This window comes from Thalassotalea sp. ND16A, from assembly GCF_000764205.1.
Lineage (GTDB): Bacteria > Pseudomonadota > Gammaproteobacteria > Enterobacterales > Alteromonadaceae > Thalassotalea_A.
In genome coordinates this window covers 25,884-42,884 of record NZ_JQDZ01000112.1, presented here as the reverse complement: position 1 = coordinate 42,884, position 17,001 = coordinate 25,884, and the positions used below count along the sequence as shown (strand labels likewise).

The following is a 17,001-nucleotide window of genomic DNA, read 5'->3' as shown; positions in this document are numbered from 1 at the left end:
CCTAATCTTCGGCCATAGGTTTGAAACGACGTAATTCTAACAGACGATAACCGGTGTATTGGCCCATTAATAATACCGCCGCCATGATTAATAAATGCACACCTAAAAAGTTAAATGCCCAATGGCGAATTAACGGATTGTCCATCATCAAATACGCGATTACCGCCACAATCAAGCTACCACTTCCTTGGATCAGCACCTCTTTGCCGCCTTCTTCTTCCCACAATATTGACATCCGCTCAATGGTCCAGGCCATGATGATCATCGGGAAAAAGGTGATGGATAATACTTCGGTTAACCCCATTCTAAAGGCGATAACAGTAAATAAAACAATGATGCCGATCACTAAAATCACCACCGCCGATATTCGCGATACTAGCAATAGATTAAGATGTGACAGATATGAGCGAATAATTAAACCGGCCGACACTATCACTAAAAAACCGACGACACCGGTGACTAATTCGGTTTGAATAAAGGACGTGGCAATTAATATCGGCATAAACGTACCGCTGCATTTAAGGCCAATAATCACTCGCAATAATACGACAACTAAGGCGCCAATGGGCAATAACAAAATACCTTTAAATAAGTTTTGTTCTTCAATGGGTAAATGATAAAGCCCAAAATCGAAGACGTCGCCTTTGGTCGCTGAGCTGTTTGCCTCGCGCAAGGCACTCTGAGTGCTATGGCTGATAGAAAATGAAACCTTCGAGTTTTTACCCCCGGTTACATCAAGTAAAGAAGGGGTATCTTGCTGCCAAACCAATATCGGTAACTCTTTGCTGAATTTACCCGCTTCCACGTCAAACATTTGCCATTGGTTATTCACATAAACTTTTAATAACGGGATCAGCTGTTGATTACGACGGCTGTCTTCTAATACCAGACCACGTACCATCATGGCCGGCACTTTCGCCATGGTCATTAACTGCACAAAAATTTCAGTTTTTGAATATTTCGATAACAGCAGCGCAACATTCTGATTGTCAGAATTTAGTAAATTGAGTACTTGTAAAATCAAGAATTTTCGATTGCCTGATTTATCATAAGCTTCATTTAACAACTCCTGGGCCGAGCGTTGATGAGGTTTACTTAGCATTTCAGCTTCTGGCAACTCTTTTGCTATCGGCTCATCGACTGGATTTAGTGCCAGTTTATAGCTGGCCTGATAGTATAACGTTTGTTTACCTTTTACCTGACGTTTACTCCACACCACTTCTGAATTTTGTTCATCCCTTATTACATGTACACCGTAGGCTGGTGAGGCAGTAAACTCATCGACCAGGTCAAAGTTGGGATCCTTTGGCAAAGTAAACTTGGCATTTACCGGGGCATCTTTACCAATAAACTCAATTTCTGCTTCAATTTGCCATATATCAATTTGTTCACCAGCGGTAAGTGGTACGCCCATTTCAGCGTGTCGGTAATAGATGCTGCTTAACCCGGCAAAGACTAATGCGGTAACTAAAATGAAAAAAGGCACACGAGAGTTCAAAATTATTTCCTACTTAATAAATGTTCACTGCTTACATCAACCACCGCGATATCTCTTAAAAATTCTCTGCCGATCAGAACTTGATATTGCAGGTGATCTCTGTTTGCCAGACTAAACTCAGAAGTATAAGACTTACCGCCGAGCGCAAATTTTAACTTAACCACCGGGCGACGATTGGTTTCGGTACTGGTTTGTTGAATAATGCGAATAATACGATAGACCGGATACTCGTAAGTTTTAGCGTCTGCACTGTTAGTTAAATTAAATCGGAGCCAGTCTTTACCATCACGCTCAAATCGAGTCTCGTTATAAACGCCGATGGAGGAGGTCACTGCGCCAGTATCAATACGAGCATCAAAACTTAACTTTTCTTTATTCAAAAATACCGTTTCGACGCTGCCAAGCAATAACTTATTCGTGTAAATATTGGTTTTTTTATCTTTAATTGAACAGCGCTCAACGTAAACAACTTCTGGTTCCGTAGCGTCAACGTTGACGCTAGCTTGCTGCTGAGTAATTTCAACGGCCAGTTGCTTGGCCAACTCTTGGTTATCTTGTTGGCAATGTAAGGAAATTTGCTCGGTAATTGATTTTTCGAGATTGACGATATTGCTGTTAACTTGTGCTAATTTTTCACTGTTTTGCTCAACCTTCTCAGAAGTGGCAACACAACCAGTCAAAACAATCAAAGAAGCTGTTAACATTATGTTTTTGAACATACTAGATACTTAAGGAATTTTTTAGAGATAGTTATAATTGTATGCCATATTGGCAAAAATGTGCTTTTAATTAGTGTAATAATATGTACGATATAAGTATTTATTTTACCAAGAATTAGTTCATCATGTCTCTTGAGAATGCACCGCAGCACGTAAAGTTAGCCGTTGATCTGATTCAACTGCTCGAAGAAAGTGAGTTAGACACCGAAACGGTGCTTAAAGCATTAGCCATAGTAAGCCAGGATTTTAACCGCAAACTGGCTAACTCTTCCGCTGAACAAAGTTAATTTTCCAGCAAAATCAGATAGTTTTACTATAATCATTAATACTTCAAAGAAGATATATAAGTTAATAAGAAAAGCAATTGCTCATTTATCGTAAACCAAAATTCAGTATCTTTGCCGGCATATTGTCACTAAATGCCGGTTTGACTATGCCTGTCACCATGGCGGAAGAGCCATTGGTGTATCAGTACAATTCTAAAACGGGAATTCCATCATTTACCGACATTGAGCCGCAAGGGGTGCGCTATAAATTAGTCGAATTTGGCTGTTATGCTTGTAATCTTAGCTCCATGGTTAACTGGCATAACACCCCGCTAAACACTGCTGCCTATAAAGACACTATTGAACAAACTGCATTTTTACACAATGTGGATCCGGCCTTGATCCGGGCAATTATTCATGCCGAATCGCACTTTAAAGAACAGGCTATTTCGAAAGTGGGGGCGCAAGGCTTAATGCAATTAATGCCGGCGACGGCAATCGAACTGGGAGTGAAAGATTCACTTAACGCCAAAGATAATATTAATGGCGGGGTGAAGCACTTAGCCAAACTGATGAAGAAATATCGCGGCAACATTAAATTAGTCGCTGCCGCTTACAATGCCGGCGAAGGGGCGGTGAAAAAATTTGGCGGCATCCCGCCATACTCTGAAACTGTGGTCTACGTTGAGCGGGTAAGAATTTTGCATTCACGCTATCGCCAACAAAGCTAACCACTTACCCTTTATACCACCTTGCTACTTTTGCCTTTCTAACTTTCTAACTTTCTAACTTGCTTCCTTACTACCTTTAATCCTGCCTTAACGACATAAAATACTCAAAAGCTTGCCTATTTTGACGTTTTTGCGAAAACGACAAGCCTAATTCCACTAATTGCTGATTTTGCGGATAGCGTTTTACGTAGTCCGTTAATAACAAAATTGCTTTATCAGTTTCGCCATTACCGTCGAGTGCCAAGGTATAAATATAAGGGTATTGCGGGTCTTGTGGTGCTAAAACCATCGCTTTTTTGAACAATTCAATCGCTTTTGGTAATTTTTTCTGACGGACAAAATGCAAGCCATAGGCATAATGCAGTAATGCCGAAGTAGGTACCTGATTAATGCCTTTGTTTAATACCGAGGCCACTTGATTATCTTTGCCCTGGCTACGATAGAGCTCGGCCAAATTGGAATAGACGGCATCAAAATACGGCTCAACTTCGATCGCTTGTTTATAGGCTTGCTCTGTGCTTTTGAGATCGTTTTTCGCCATTGCCATCGATGCCAGATTTAACCGTCCTTCACCACGCCAACTGCTTAGCTGGTTTGCCAGGGTTAATTCTTTAAATGCCTGGTCAAAGCTTGCAACCACGGCCTCAGGAATGTAGACATCGGCTAATGCTCTGGCTGCGGCGACTCGAATGGCTTTCAAGCTGTCATCGAGCAAAGGTGCCAATAACTCGGCGCGAAACCCGGGGTGAACTAATACTCCGACATTGGCACTGGCTAACCGCAGCAATTCTTCTTTATGCGTTACGTAAGGTTTTAATAACGGCGCGCTCAGTTGCTCAGTGCTTTGTCCTAACATTTGCAAGGCAGTCGCTCTTGACATGATATCTAGGTTTTCATCGGCAATTATGGCCAGGTGTTGTTCAATCGTGATCGGCAGGCCATTTTTTATTGTCCAAAAATGTTGTCTGCTGACGCTGTCAGCTCTGGGTTTTACCTGCCAATTTTTCAACATCGCAACGGCCCAGTCATTATCTTTTTGCTGATGACAACTGGTACAGGCATTTGGACTGGCAAATTTTTTCGATAAATCGGGACGCGGAATTTTAAAGCTGTGATCACGACGGTCATCAACCCCCATATAACGATTTTCGGTCATATGACAATTCACGCATTGTGCACCGTCACTATTGGCTTGATGATTATGATGTTCTGGTTTATCAAACACTTCACTGGCATGACATTGCAAACATAAACCGTTGCCAGCAATTTTGATTTTCATTGTGTGCTGATCATGGCAATCAATACAGTTTACGCCGTTGGCATACATCTTACTTTGTAAGAATGAACCGTAAACGTACACTTCTTCTTTGATTTGACCATCGACATGATAATTAGGGGATTGAATAAACTGTGGCGAAAACTGGTCTAAAAATGCTTTCTTCGGGTCGATACCATCGGTTAATGGTGCACGCAGAGCATGGCAGGCAAAACATTGCTCCATAAAGCTGTTATCACGCTTTTCGCCCTGCCACTTTGCCGTGTTTTGACCGGCTTTTCGATGCCATGCCCCTTGCTTTGTAGCTACTGTAGGCGATTGCTTGTTTTGCTGTTGGGATAAGTGTGACTCTGACATGGCGCCATGACAAGATAAACAGCCCACATTGATGTTGGTGAAGGTGGAAGAGAATTGGTTTTTATCGAGATCGTAGTTACGTTTTAAGCCATCCGAATGACAATCGGCACACATGCCATTCCAGTTTTGCAGCGGCTGGCGCCAATGCAACCTATCGGCGGGCTTTATTTCTTCATCTTGATAATTATGATACCAACGTTGCCCGCCTTCATCCTTCACTCTTGAATCCCAGGCGAATGGTAGTACTTGATATCCACCTTGTTTGGTTTCCACTAAATACTGCTGCAACGGATAATGACCAAAGGTATAGTCAACCGTATAGGTATCAATGCTCTTGCCATAAGAAATATCCACTTTGAACTGTTTACTTTGGCGATAAAACTTGGCTTTTTGCCCATAGTGCTCAGCAACTTCTTCAGTAAACGGCGCTAATACACTATTCTTATCTGCTATTGCCATCGACTTGGCATGATCCGATTGCTGCCAGCCACTCACCTGTTCTTGATGACAAGCAACGCATTGTTGCTCAGTTTGAGCGAATACAATCGATGAAATGAAGGTACTCGTTAATATCGCGATGGGAACAATAATTTTTGAAAATAAATGCATGCTTGGCCTTGCTTGTTTAAGTTGTCTGTTTTAGTTGTTTGTTATAAATAGTCTACAACAGTGTAAAGAATTAAATAATGATGTAAACCATAAGAGTAAAAACCAATTTAAATTAATATCAAGCACTCATTATCCGAATTCAAATTAAATTAGTGAGTTACTCTTATGGCAGTCCTGGAGATTGAGCTGGAACATTAGCCCAGTAATGTTTGCTGGTAAGCTTTATGCTGTGGAAATATCTTGGCAATTTGACTATCAGATAGTTGCCAATGTTGCTGCAACACCGCCCCCATCCATGAAAACGTATTGCTGGTAGGCATTAAATCCCGGCCGTTAAATAATTGTTCATTTTTTAACCCAGGCCACTGCCCTAATACTTGGCCACCTTTAATGGCACCACCGGCGATAAACATCGCACTGCCAGTACCGTGATCGGTGCCAACGGTACCATTTTCTCTTGCCGTTCGGCCAAATTCAGTGGCAACCATCACTACCGTATTTTGCCAGTAATCCCCTAATTCATCTTTTAATGCGGCAAGTCCTTTATCTAAATCACTGAGTTGTCTGGTTAGGCGCAACTCTTGGTTATTATGGGTATCCCAGCCGTTCTAAATGAACGTTCATTGTTTAAATAAATTAACATCGCCGGATGTTTACTTACCGCCAGTAACATATCTTCAAAACGGTTAAATAAATTCCCGGCAATGGCTTCTCGCTCAAGCGTGGCGGCGATCACTGTCATTACCTGGCCGTTAGCCGAAACGTTAAAATGATTTGAGAAAAAGTCGAGCAAACGCCAGGCTAAACTGTTATCGCTATTGATACTTTGTGCAAAGGCATCGGTTGCCAGTTGTCGGTAGGTTGTTTGAATAAAATGCCTGCGTTTTTTATTGTCCTTTTTGCCTTTCTCTGCACTGACGTTGTTTTTTTATTTTGCTTTTTAATCGTTTGATAGTCACTAAGCTGCTGAAATAATTGGTCTGAGGTAGGTAACTCCTGAGTAAACCTTACTGGCGTTAATTGCGCAGTTAACCATTTTTGCGGATCTTTTTCGGCCTGGTAAAGATCGTCAGGTTTAGCGCCTAAACCAAAACGGTTAGCAGCAATCACGGCGCTGGTTTTATTTGATACATTACTCATAAAGCTTACCTTTACTGTTGTATACCCTAACAATTATTTACAGAGCTCTAGTGCTTTTACATAACTTTACACATAAAGCCTTCCCGTCCCTATACTTAAAGAATATCATCGATGAGTAATTTTTATGGACAATTGAGAGTAGGTGAATATGTTTAAAACAAAACGTGTTATTTTTTTTGCCGTTGCACTGTTATCCGCTTGTGCTGCCACAGAGCAAGCGAAAGAAGAAAAGACGCCAGATATTAGACAAGGTGAAGCGGTTAATCAAATCTGCTTTAACCGCAATATGGATGGTTGGCGCCCACTTGAGGATGATAATAAAGCGCTCATTGTTTTTGACCGCCGCCGTCAGGCCTATAAATTAGACCTAATTGGTACTTGCGACCCGCAATGGGCGATGATGCGAATTGCCACGATAAGTCGTGGCAGTTCTAGCTGTTTATCACGTGGTGACAAAGTGATCACCGATGCCGATATGTCTCGTCATGACAGTTGTACCATTATGAAAATTTACAAATGGCACCCTGAAAAGTTAAATGATGAAGGTACTCAGAAAACAGCCGCAACAGGTGAGGAAGACAGCAAAAGGGATGGCCGATAGAATCAAAAACGGTTGCATGTAAGAGCGAAACGCGATCGCCATCAGCATATAAGAAACGAGTAACGCTGAACTTCCTGACCAAAATACGCTTGTTTTAGCTGTTTAACTCGTTGCTGACTGATTAGCAGCTGCTGGTTATCGCTTAGTGCCGTTTGTTGATTAAAATAGAGATGCAAGATTTCCTGAGTAAGGTAAAACATCGGATTGCTCACTTTAACCAGGTTTTAATAATGTAAGCAGCGCCGCAATGTAAAGATCAAGTAAATTCCAGGGTAAATATGATACTTAAAAGCATAAAAATTCAAAACCATACAGAGCGTATCTATAACCACATTTTGTAAAAGTGGATAAAATTACTTACAGTGATCGCGGTTATTAATTACATTTCGACAAGACATCACTGGCGAACCTTGCTAGCATCAGATTGCTTCACGCTTTCATCAGCTGAAAAAACAAGAATAAAATCAGATAAAACTATAATAAAATTAGATAAATTGAATTAAAAACAGGATCCCATATGAGTGCACCTCGCGAGCTTTTTAGCTCTAAACTAGGATTTATATTGGCTGCGGCAGGCTCTGCCGTGGGTATTGGTAATATTGTCGGCTTTCCGGTAAATGCGGCCAAAAACGGTGGCGGCGCCTTTTTGTTAATGTACGCCATTTTTATCATCGCCATCTGTTTGCCGGTAATGATGGCAGAAATGGCCGTTGGCCGTAAAACCGCAAAAAACCCGGTAGGGGCCTATAGCGCGTTAGCTGGTGAGAATTCAAAATGGCGGCTAGCGGGTTTACTCGGCATTATTACGCCGTTCATGATAGCGGTATTTTATACGGTCTTGACCATCTGGATCTTTATTTACCTGATCATGACCTTAGGTGGTCAGCTCGATTACTTGGCCAGTAACGCCGGTTTTGGTGAAATCATTAATAATCCATATTACTTATTTACCGCGATGATAGCCGTGGGTGCAGTAGTAGGCGTTATTCTCAGTTTCGGGGTAAAGGATGGCATTGAACGAGCGGCCAAAATAATGATGCCGGCGTTATTTGTGATGCTGATTCTCTTGGTTATTTTTGTATTAACGCTCGATAATGCGATGGCCGGCGTGCAATTTTATCTGGTACCGGATTTAAACAAAATTACGCCGGCGGTGATCTCTGGCGCAATGTCACAAGCATTTTTCTCATTATCATTGGGTATGGGCATCTTAGTCACTTACGGCTCCTACATTTCAAAAGAAACCGATATTGAAGGCTCAGCAAAACTCGTTGCCATTACCGATACTGCGGTTGCCTTTATTGCCGGCTTAATGGTATTGCCTGCCATTTTCTCTTTCAATCCGGAGGTTAATCCGGACGATTTGAGTGACAGTTCAGTGTCGATGATTTTTGTGTTTTTACCGAAAATTTTCTTAGCCTTGCAAGCAACCGTGGGTTACTTCCTGGCCAGTGCTATTGCCGCAATTTTCTTTTTGTTGGTATTTTTTGCCGCAATTACCTCCTTAGTTTCGATCATGGAAGTGCCGATTTCATATCTGATTGATGAGAAAAAGTTAACTCGTAAAAAAGCGCTGAGAACCATGTTTATCTCGGGTGGTTTAATTGCCGTATTAGCAACATTGTCATTTGGCATGGTGGAGTTTTTAACCAAATTCACTACTTACGGTGGTGGCCAGGACAAGTCATTATTCGATGTCATTTACGACATGTTCTACGACACCATTTTGCCGTTGAACGGGTTATTGATTTGTTTATTCGTTAGCTATCGCTGGAAAAAGCATAACTTAAATGCTGAACTTAGCGAAGGCAGCTCCAGCTTTGGTAATTCCATTCTGGCCAAATACGTGGACTTTTCTTTAGGCACCTTCATACCGTTTATTCTGGCGGCAATTCTGTTCAATACCGTAGCTAAAATTTATTTTGGTTACGATGTGTTTAGTTAATTTATAGGGTTGCGACAAACCATCGATTTGCATTTTCAAGCCCGGTACACACCGGGCCACGGGCTGCGGGCTAAAAGCTACGGGCAGCCGGTGCGAGGTACGAGATACAGGGTACAAGGTACAAGCAGCCACAGCGAGCGAATAGATCGTTTAGATTTTACAGATAAGCTGCGGGCATCGAGCTACTGGCTTCGGGCAACTCGCTTGAGCGATAAGTGAAGTTACTTTTTGAACATAGAGTTTCAAATTAGGTTCGGTTATATTTGCAAGCGAATAGCATCAACTTGACCGCCTGTACCTTGTACCTTTACCTTATCCCTATTATTTACACTTTAATCCCAGACCGTATTAGTCTACACTCCGCCCTATTACACCTCTTACTTGCAACGATATGATCAGCCACATTAATTTTAGCGATATTTCGGTAACCGAATGCCAAAGACTCTTTCATGGCCGTGGTCATGCTTATCCTGGTTTTGAACACGTCAATGTCGACTGGCTACCACCGGTGGCTTTAATTACTCTTTACAAGGAAGAAAGTGAGCCGTGGTTAGAAGTTTGCGCCGAGCAGCTGCTTGAGAATATTGACGGTTGTAAAACAGTGAAAGTGCAGTTTCGATGCCGGGCTAAAGCGCCTTATCAACTGTTGGCTGGCGCTGACGTTAGCGATTTAGTAGCCATTGAGCACGGTTTAAAATATCAGTTACAGCTTGCCCACGCGCAGAATAACGGTATTTTTCTCGATATGAAAAATGGCCGAAAATGGGTGCAAGAACATAGTCAGAATAAAAATGTATTAAACCTGTTTGCCTATACCTGCGCATTTTCAGTGGCTGCTATTGCCGGTAATGCGAACAAAGTGGTAAATGTGGATATCAGCAAATCTCCCTTAGCCAAGGGCCGGGACAATCACCGGCTGAATCAGCACGATTTAACTAAAGTAAAATTTGAAGGGGTCGATATCTTTAAATCTTACGGTCGTTTAAAAAAACATGGCCCTTATGATTTATTGATTTCAGATCCACCATCATTTCAAAAAGGCAGTGTTGATATTAAACGCGACTACCCCAAAATTATTCGCCGTTTACCGCAACTAATGAATGATAAAGGATTGGTGATGTTATGTTTAAATTCGCCCGATTTAGACGAAAATTTTCTCATTGATATGGTTGCCAAAGAATGTCCACAATGTGAATTAATGGAACGTCTGCAACCGCCGAATGTGTTTAAAGAAGCGATGACAGGTAAAGGCTTAAAAGTACTGATTTTTGAATATCAGCAATAAGCTTTATCGAGCGACCTAAAAATCGAACCCCTAAAGCGGCGTTAAACGACCACGCGAACAGCCAAAACAATAAGCACCACCCCGGTGACTTTATCTATGATGCTGCTTTTGGCTTTCAACCGTTCCAGCACCGGGCCTCGGGATAAACCAAAGGCGACCAAACAATACCAAATGGTATCAATGCCACCTACGGTCAGTACCATGATCAACTTTTGCTCAAAACTGGCGTTGACATCGACAAACTGACTAAACAAGGCTAAGAAAAATATCGCCAGTTTCGGGTTTAAAAAAGCAATTAAAAAGCCATCACGCCAAGCGTTCACTTGCTCATTTGGTTCACCGTATGTATCGGCTACATCTAGTTTACTGCCTTTACTGCTGAGCGCCTTAAAGGCCAAATACAATAAAAACGCGGCGCCGCCATATTGGATAGCTTGAAAAATTAATGGCGACTGGATAAGGACAAGAGCAATACCGGTAACCACAATAGCGGCATATAGTGCTACGCCCATGCCATGACTAATTGCAGTTGCCAGACCCGAGTTTTTGCCACCCAGCATAGTATTGCGTACTACCAAAGCTAATGACGGTCCTGGCGACAACGCCCCTAACATGCAAATAACCACCAAAGATAACCACAATTGCAATTCCATAAACTCTCAACCACTCAAATAATTCTCGAGGAGTATATACCATATAATATTGCCTTCGTGTTATAAAGAATTGCGTATTCGCATAAAAGTGGCAAATCGAGGTTTACCGCCACGAGTGAAGCCCCAATATTTATAGCTGATGACAGTGCCGATTGCGGGTGGATTTCGTCTTTGGTTATCGCTAAAGCCGCTACCAATTTTAAACACGGTTCCTTTCGGTGTTTGTACGATAAGTGCACCTAACAGGCCTGAATATTTGCCTTTCCCCGGAGTATGGCCAATCACCTTAGCTTCACTGTCGGCAAAGGCCTTCAATTTTAATAAATTATCCGTTCTGCCGGGATGGTAATAGGCACTTTGTTTATGCAGCATTAATCCTTCGCCACCAAGTTTAATCACTTTCGTTAATACATTTTCAAGCGTATCCGTTGAGCTTAATTTTATTTGTTCTATCATCTTTAAATACGGCGAATCATTATCGGCAACAAGCTGTTGCATTGCCGTTACCCGCTCAGCAAACGTGCCTTGATGAGCAGGTAAATCAAAAATCATATAACGTACATTTTGCCAACCTTGATGTGCGCTATTCCGGGAGATAACACTTAACGTTTCAGAAAACTTTCCACGTGCAATCCAGAGTTCACCATCGAGTGCAATCGTGGGAAATTGCTCAGTAAACCATTTTGGTGCAGAAAGTTTATTTCCGGCTCTCGATAGCAATTGTCCGCCATCCCAATAACCGCGGACACCATCGAGTTTTTCACTGACGTAGTAATCGCTAATATTAATTCCAGTACGATACATTTTACCGTGCTGCAACCTCTTTGATGTTGAAACCGGCGCTATTGGCTCCGTCTTGGCCTGGACAATAAACTGGCAGCAAACGAAACTGAACATGCAAATAAATAAACCCAAGATAGGCTGTGTGTTCATAGAAAATCCTTTTTCTGATTGAGCAGATCTTTATTTTAGTCAATATTTGATTTATTCAGAACTTTTTCGGCAAATTTATTTATCACAACTACACTAAAGGCTGTTAGAGAACAAACAAACAAGGAGTGTTTTATGTTCAAGCTCATCATCCTCGTCAGCATTTTTTGCTTATCTTGCTCAGCGTCAGCGAAACCTGATTGCCAATATTACCTGAATAAACTTAAAAAAGTTCAAAGCCAGCTGCGTGCAGGTTATACCGTGGGACAAGGGGAAAAACTGAAGAAAAAAGAAAAGCAGGCCCGCAATTTATGGTGGCTATGCAGTAAAAACAAGCTGCCAAAGGCCGAATTAAAGCGGTTAAAGCAACGACAAAATAGTAAAAAACACTAATATGGTTATCAATAAAACCTCAACAAAATATATAACAGTCTGTTTTTACTGGTATTTGTTTTTATGGCATGAGCTTTGCTGCTAATCATTTAAATGAGTCTTGTAAATTATGAAAATTAATTGAAATTGATTAAAGAAGCGAAAATTATGCAACAGTTAAAAACCAAAGCTATCAGTGTACTGGGCGGAATTATTTTATTGATCGGAATTATCTTTTTGGTATTACCCGGCCCGGCAATTTTGTTTATTCCGGTAGGATTGGCATTGCTAAGTTTTGAATATCCGGCGGCAAAAAAATGGTTGAGAAAATATCAACGCTATTCAAGTAAGGCGGCTGGTAAGATGGATGGCGTAGTGCGAAAATTAAAAAGAGCTTAATAAGATTTAATCCCCGTACACAAAACAGGCCCGCTATAGAGCGGGCCTGTTTCATCTTATAATTGCTGATTAGCGAATACGGCGGCTATTTTTTATTGGCGTAATATGCATCTTTTATTGCGTAAAAGCGCGTGTTTACTTCGCTCATCTGCTCATGGCAATATTCACGTAACGCGCTTAACACCATATATTTAACGCCATGACCAACGACTTTGCCGTTACTTAACAGATCAAATTTCAGTTTCGCCTGACCACGTTTGCCATCAACGGTTAATATCGTTTCCTGTTCATTCAATTCTAACGAAACTTCAGTTAAATTCAGGGTGTCTAGATCAATTTCCATGCTCTGATACATAATCATCGGCCTTGCCGGATTGATCATTACATTATTCTTTTCCATCAAATTGCCAAGAATTTGCGGGAAAGTATGACCGGAGAATTCAACATAAGAGCGGATCAACGAATCGATTAAAGTTTCACATTTGCTGTGTTCACCCGATACGGCGTAGTTCATGTACTCTTTGCCATTATCGTCCAGGACCTGGGCGCTTGCTGTGACCTGGGTAGGAAACGCTAAGGCGACGGTATCGGTTACCATGCCGGAAAAATTGAAGGTCATTTTCGAGTTGAGACCCGATTTCGCCAAAATAATCGAAAATAGTAAATCACCAGGTACGCAAAATCGCTTGGCATCAACGTCGTGAATAGGATTAAAATCATCGGCGATTTCTTTGGCAAAGTCGCTCGCTTGCTGACGAGTAAAACTAACTCTTTGATTTTCTTCGCTATAATACTCTTCAATAAACATTGTTTAATATTTTCCTTTCCTGATGCGTGTTTGCGGGGCGTAGTTTAGCAGCGAATGCGCTGTAAATCGAAGTTTAATCTACTAATCAGACCACGAAGACATGTGATAAGCAGCAAATAACCTTAAATTCAGTCATGAAGCAGCAATTAGCTGCAATTTTTTCTTTTTTGTCAGCTTTTTAATTGCCATTTCTCTTTTTGTCGCAGAAGATCGACATTGACATTGCTCATGATGCACCATTTTAACCGGTAAGCGATTACGAGTGTATTTTGCCGATTTCACCCCACCCTGGTTATGTTCCAGTAAACGTCTTTCAATATTTGTCGTAATGCCAGTGTACAAACTGTCGTCGCTGCAATGTAAAATATAAACAAACCAGGGTTTTGCCATTTATTATTGTTCTCATTATCGTTATTATGGGCTAAAAGTTACTGGGTGTAACCGCTTGCCAACAGTAATTTTTCATGGTGAAAAGGATCACTAAACTATGATAGTTATATCAAATCGGCTGGTAATTAACGAGCAAGAACTCGAATTAAATGCCATCAGAGCGCAAGGTGCCGGCGGCCAGAATGTCAATAAAGTGTCTTCTGCCATTCATTTACGCTTCGACGTAAAAGCTTCTAGCATTAGCGATGAATATAAAGAAAAAATTTTAAGCCTTAATGATAGTCGCATCAACAAAGATGGGGTGATCATTATCAAGGCACAATCATTTCGCACCCAAGAGAAAAATAGGGCCGCCGCGATAGAGCGCTTAATCGAACTGCTCACCCCAGTGACCATTGTACAAAAAACAAGACGAGCAACAAAACCGACGAAAGCGTCACAACGAAGACGTATGGACAGCAAAAACAAGCGCGGCCAACTGAAAAGCGGTCGCGGTAAAGTTAAATTTTAATAAGTTAAGTTTAAATAAGCCAATATAAATATAGAAACAGAGCAATTATGAGCACAAATACCCTTACCGGTCATATCCGAAAAATGACATCGCAACTAATCGATGGCCAGGTGGAATATCAACTACCGCTATCAGAGCACTCACTGGCGTTAAACCCGTTAATTGGCAAACAACTTACCCTGACCCACAGCGGCAAAATTCATTGTATGGAGTGCGGGAAAAAAACCAAAAAGAGTTATTCACAAGGTTTTTGTTATCCCTGCATGATGAAACTGGCCAAATGTGACATGTGCATTATGAAGCCAGAAACGTGTCACTTTGCCCAGGGCACCTGTCGTGAACCCGAGTGGGGAGAAGCGAATTGTTTCGTGCCACATTATGTCTATTTGGCCAATACCACCGCCATTAAAGTTGGTATTACCCGCCATACGCAACTGCCAACTCGCTGGATAGATCAAGGAGCCAATCAGGCGTTACCAATATTCAAAGTGAGTACTCGCTTACAGTCAGGTTTAGTTGAAATTGCCTTGGCAGAGTTCATTTCCGATAAAACCAATTGGCGCAATATGCTCAAAGGCAAAGCTGAATCTATTGATTTAAAAGCAAAGGCGGCTGAATTAATCCCACAAATAGAACAACGCCTGATGGATATTAAATTAAAATTCGGTGACGATGCGGTGCAGCGATTGGATGAAGAGGTGGTGGAAATTGATTTTCCAGTATTAGAGTACCCAACGAAAATAAGCTCTTTTAACTTCGATAAAACCGCGACCGTTGGCGGCACGCTAATGGGCATTAAGGGCCAGTATTTGTACTTTGATACTGGCGTTATCAATATGCGTAAATTCACTTCCTACGAAATTACAGCAAGTTATTAACGGCTAAGGCAAATTAGTATTATTCTCCCTGACAGAGTTAGGTACTAGGGTCTGTTGACCTTTGCTGTGCATTTTTGTACCGCAAGGGTCAACAGACCCTAGTCAGGGATTAAAATATGCTGTGCTTGTTTTTGGTTACAATTATTATCTTAATTTTGGTTTTTTCTCTTCTCTTGAAAAGGTATAGTAACACCTGCGCTAAGCAGGCGCGGATATTCGCCTGCACTCAATAAAAATATAAACTATGGATTAGTTATGTCTAAATTTATTCCTCTTCTTTCTTTAGCAAGTCTATTTTTACTTTCTGCCTGTGGTAGTGGCGGTAGTAGCAGTGATGATGACACTAATAAACCTCCGGTGAGTTACAATTTTTCTTTACAAGCCGTACTGACTAACAATTGTGGTGTAGAAACGCCATTCAGTGATGTTGAGTTAATCTTGCAAGATGCCGACTGGCAAGTATTGAGTACCCACCAAGCCAATGCCCAAGGCATGATTGAATTTACCACCGAGCTTAAAAAAATCAATTATACCCTAGTCGCAAAAGCCAAGCATGAAAGTGAAGATGAAGGTATCGAGGCGATTAGTTATTATCAAGCAAGTAGCACAGTTGCAGCCAAATTTTATGCGAGCCATAGTGGTTTAATCGATGATAGCAGTTGTGAATGTCAAACCAACGACATCATAGTTTCACACTCTCAAATTAATGAATTAACCCAAGCTGGCAGTTCTGCAAACTATATCAGCCATGAAAAAATAGATGGGTCGCAAACGAAATTTATTGGTGTTACTACATGTCGTGGTACTGCCGCAGCGTGGCCTGAGCACTCGTTCACGGTACAAGGACCGACCAACAGTCTGGAAAATACCGCGTCATCAGGGTTTGGCACTGGCCTTACCGATATGCTAGCGCTTTCCCCCGCCGCAGAAATACAAATATCGGCTAAAAATCCAGAGCTGGAAAGTGATCAGGTTTTTAATGGCTTAAGACATTTCAGCACCGAAGTTGCGGAAAAAAGTGGCCGCGTGCTGATTTTTGATAATCATGCGTATAGCGACATCACGACTTATGCCGGCAAGGCTGGCGTTACTTTTGAAGAATACTCAAACCTGTTCGGTAAAGTAAAGTCTAACAGTGAACATTTGATTTACAGCAAAAATTATAATGTTGCGCTTGATCTGCATCCAAGCACTGATGAAGCCGATATCGATTTAGACCGATTAACCGAAATTCAAGATGATGGCCGCTACAATTATTCTTCGGTCAGTAAGCATGAAATGGCGATATTTACCTTTGATTATCGCGCCAAAAACCCTGAAAGCCAATTAGATATGCCAGCCAGGTGGACCATATACGGACCGATTGCAGGCCAGCTGCCTATTGTTAACGGCTTGTATGGCCATGAAGGTGTGATTAGCAGTGACACTGGTATTAAAGGCACTATTGTCAGCTTAATTCGCAGTTATGACACTAACGATTATGAAGATTACGTAAATTATTATGCCGCGGGTAATGAATATTCAGAAGAAGACAATGCTGGCGCAAGCTTTGCTGCAGAACGTCACTTTTACCACATCAGTATTGAGTTAAAATAATTATTAAATCAAAAAAAAACAGCGATAACGCTGTTTT

Annotated in this window: 21 protein-coding genes; 10 read left to right on the top strand and 11 right to left on the bottom strand. The window is 41.4% G+C overall.

All coding sequences use genetic code 11. The features are described 5' to 3' along the window. Nucleotide 1 precedes the first annotated feature (1 nt). Both ND16A_RS03775 and ND16A_RS03780 read right to left on the bottom strand, forming a co-directional pair. Complete coding sequence (locus ND16A_RS03775) at nt 2-1,498, bottom strand: inactive transglutaminase family protein (RefSeq protein ID WP_033078754.1); 1,497 nt, start codon at nt 1,496-1,498, stop codon at nt 2-4. 2 nt (nt 1,499-1,500) lie between these two features. Continuing rightward, nucleotides 1,501-2,217 carry an ATP-dependent zinc protease family protein gene (locus ND16A_RS03780; protein WP_033078753.1) on the bottom strand — a complete coding sequence of 239 codons (717 nt, stop codon included), beginning with the start codon at nt 2,215-2,217 and terminating at the stop codon, nt 1,501-1,503. A gap of 125 nt (nt 2,218-2,342) precedes the next feature. Between ND16A_RS03780 and rsmS the strand changes: the two genes are divergently transcribed. Together rsmS and ND16A_RS03785 are read left to right on the top strand one after the other, a co-directional pair. Continuing rightward, nucleotides 2,343-2,504 carry a pleiotropic regulatory protein RsmS gene (rsmS, locus tag ND16A_RS20745; protein WP_081945653.1) on the top strand — a complete coding sequence of 54 codons (162 nt, stop codon included), beginning with the start codon at nt 2,343-2,345 and terminating at the stop codon, nt 2,502-2,504. A gap of 77 nt (nt 2,505-2,581) precedes the next feature. After that, on the top strand, nt 2,582-3,214 hold the full coding sequence (locus tag ND16A_RS03785; RefSeq protein WP_052073255.1) for a lytic transglycosylase domain-containing protein: 633 nt from the start codon (nt 2,582-2,584) through the stop codon (nt 3,212-3,214). Between the two features lie 76 nt (nt 3,215-3,290). On the opposite strand, the gene ND16A_RS03790 is transcribed toward ND16A_RS03785, so the two are convergent. The 4 genes from ND16A_RS03790 to ND16A_RS03800 form a co-directional block, all read right to left on the bottom strand. After that, the gene (locus ND16A_RS03790; protein WP_033078752.1) at nt 3,291-5,456 is read right to left on the bottom strand and encodes a multiheme c-type cytochrome; all 2,166 of its coding nucleotides are present in this window, start codon (nt 5,454-5,456) and stop codon (nt 3,291-3,293) included. Between the two features lie 194 nt (nt 5,457-5,650). Then, a complete protein-coding gene (locus ND16A_RS03795; protein ID WP_052073254.1) occupies nt 5,651-6,034 on the bottom strand; it encodes a DUF1501 domain-containing protein in 384 nt (127 codons plus the stop codon). Continuing rightward, entirely contained in the window at nt 6,025-6,306 is a 282-nt protein-coding gene (locus tag ND16A_RS20740) for a DUF1800 family protein (protein ID WP_235282223.1), read from the bottom strand. The genes ND16A_RS03795 and ND16A_RS20740 overlap by 10 nt, the downstream gene beginning before the upstream one ends. Beyond that, nucleotides 6,258-6,596, bottom strand: coding sequence for a DUF1800 family protein (locus ND16A_RS03800; RefSeq protein WP_033078751.1), 339 nt, complete (start codon nt 6,594-6,596; stop codon nt 6,258-6,260). The genes ND16A_RS20740 and ND16A_RS03800 overlap by 49 nt, the downstream gene beginning before the upstream one ends. 148 nt (nt 6,597-6,744) lie before the next feature. On the opposite strand from ND16A_RS03800, the gene ND16A_RS03805 reads away from it, so the two are divergent. Next, nucleotides 6,745-7,197 (top strand): DUF6491 family protein, encoded by a 453-nt coding sequence (locus ND16A_RS03805; RefSeq protein ID WP_033078750.1) that lies wholly within the window; start codon nt 6,745-6,747, stop codon nt 7,195-7,197. A 41-nt stretch (nt 7,198-7,238) separates the two neighbouring features. Here ND16A_RS03805 and ND16A_RS21400 read toward each other — a convergent pair whose 3' ends face one another. Further along, nucleotides 7,239-7,397 (bottom strand): hypothetical protein, encoded by a 159-nt coding sequence (locus ND16A_RS21400; RefSeq protein WP_160173540.1) that lies wholly within the window; start codon nt 7,395-7,397, stop codon nt 7,239-7,241. A 317-nt stretch (nt 7,398-7,714) separates the two neighbouring features. Here ND16A_RS21400 and ND16A_RS03810 point away from each other — a divergent pair, with 317 nt between their 5' ends. Then, nucleotides 7,715-9,142: a sodium-dependent transporter gene (locus ND16A_RS03810; RefSeq protein ID WP_033078749.1), complete on the top strand. Its 1,428-nt coding sequence runs from the start codon at nt 7,715-7,717 to the stop codon at nt 9,140-9,142. Between the two features lie 391 nt (nt 9,143-9,533). Further along, complete coding sequence (locus ND16A_RS03815) at nt 9,534-10,427, top strand: class I SAM-dependent methyltransferase (protein WP_033078748.1); 894 nt, start codon at nt 9,534-9,536, stop codon at nt 10,425-10,427. A 41-nt stretch (nt 10,428-10,468) separates the two neighbouring features. Here the strand turns inward: ND16A_RS03815 and ND16A_RS03820 are convergent, their stop codons facing one another. Together ND16A_RS03820 and ND16A_RS03825 are read right to left on the bottom strand one after the other, a co-directional pair. Next, nucleotides 10,469-11,080 (bottom strand): LysE family translocator, encoded by a 612-nt coding sequence (locus ND16A_RS03820; protein WP_033078747.1) that lies wholly within the window; start codon nt 11,078-11,080, stop codon nt 10,469-10,471. A 60-nt stretch (nt 11,081-11,140) separates the two neighbouring features. Continuing rightward, complete coding sequence (locus tag ND16A_RS03825; protein WP_152593914.1) at nt 11,141-12,013, bottom strand: DNA ligase; 873 nt, start codon at nt 12,011-12,013, stop codon at nt 11,141-11,143. Between the two features lie 132 nt (nt 12,014-12,145). Here ND16A_RS03825 and ND16A_RS03830 point away from each other — a divergent pair, with 132 nt between their 5' ends. Continuing rightward, nucleotides 12,146-12,403, top strand: coding sequence for a hypothetical protein (locus tag ND16A_RS03830; RefSeq protein WP_033078746.1), 258 nt, complete (start codon nt 12,146-12,148; stop codon nt 12,401-12,403). Between the two features lie 120 nt (nt 12,404-12,523). Further along, nucleotides 12,524-12,781 carry a PGPGW domain-containing protein gene (locus ND16A_RS03835; RefSeq protein ID WP_235282205.1) on the top strand — a complete coding sequence of 86 codons (258 nt, stop codon included), beginning with the start codon at nt 12,524-12,526 and terminating at the stop codon, nt 12,779-12,781. A gap of 85 nt (nt 12,782-12,866) precedes the next feature. On the opposite strand, the gene ND16A_RS03840 is transcribed toward ND16A_RS03835, so the two are convergent. Both ND16A_RS03840 and ND16A_RS03845 read right to left on the bottom strand, forming a co-directional pair. Then, a complete protein-coding gene (locus tag ND16A_RS03840; RefSeq protein WP_033078744.1) occupies nt 12,867-13,589 on the bottom strand; it encodes a DUF3581 family protein in 723 nt (240 codons plus the stop codon). A 132-nt stretch (nt 13,590-13,721) separates the two neighbouring features. Continuing rightward, a complete protein-coding gene (locus ND16A_RS03845) occupies nt 13,722-13,979 on the bottom strand; it encodes a GIY-YIG nuclease family protein (RefSeq protein ID WP_033078743.1) in 258 nt (85 codons plus the stop codon). Nucleotides 13,980-14,076: 97 nt separating this feature from the next. Between ND16A_RS03845 and arfB the strand changes: the two genes are divergently transcribed. The 3 genes from arfB (at nt 14,077) to ND16A_RS03860 (ending at nt 16,964) form a co-directional block, all read left to right on the top strand. Continuing rightward, nucleotides 14,077-14,490 carry an alternative ribosome rescue aminoacyl-tRNA hydrolase ArfB gene (arfB, locus tag ND16A_RS03850; protein ID WP_033078742.1) on the top strand — a complete coding sequence of 138 codons (414 nt, stop codon included), beginning with the start codon at nt 14,077-14,079 and terminating at the stop codon, nt 14,488-14,490. A 47-nt stretch (nt 14,491-14,537) separates the two neighbouring features. Continuing rightward, nucleotides 14,538-15,368 (top strand): DUF2797 domain-containing protein, encoded by an 831-nt coding sequence (locus ND16A_RS03855; protein WP_033078741.1) that lies wholly within the window; start codon nt 14,538-14,540, stop codon nt 15,366-15,368. Between the two features lie 255 nt (nt 15,369-15,623). After that, nucleotides 15,624-16,964 carry a hypothetical protein gene (locus tag ND16A_RS03860; RefSeq protein ID WP_033078740.1) on the top strand — a complete coding sequence of 447 codons (1,341 nt, stop codon included), beginning with the start codon at nt 15,624-15,626 and terminating at the stop codon, nt 16,962-16,964. The last annotated feature ends 37 nt before the right edge of the window (nt 16,965-17,001 follow it).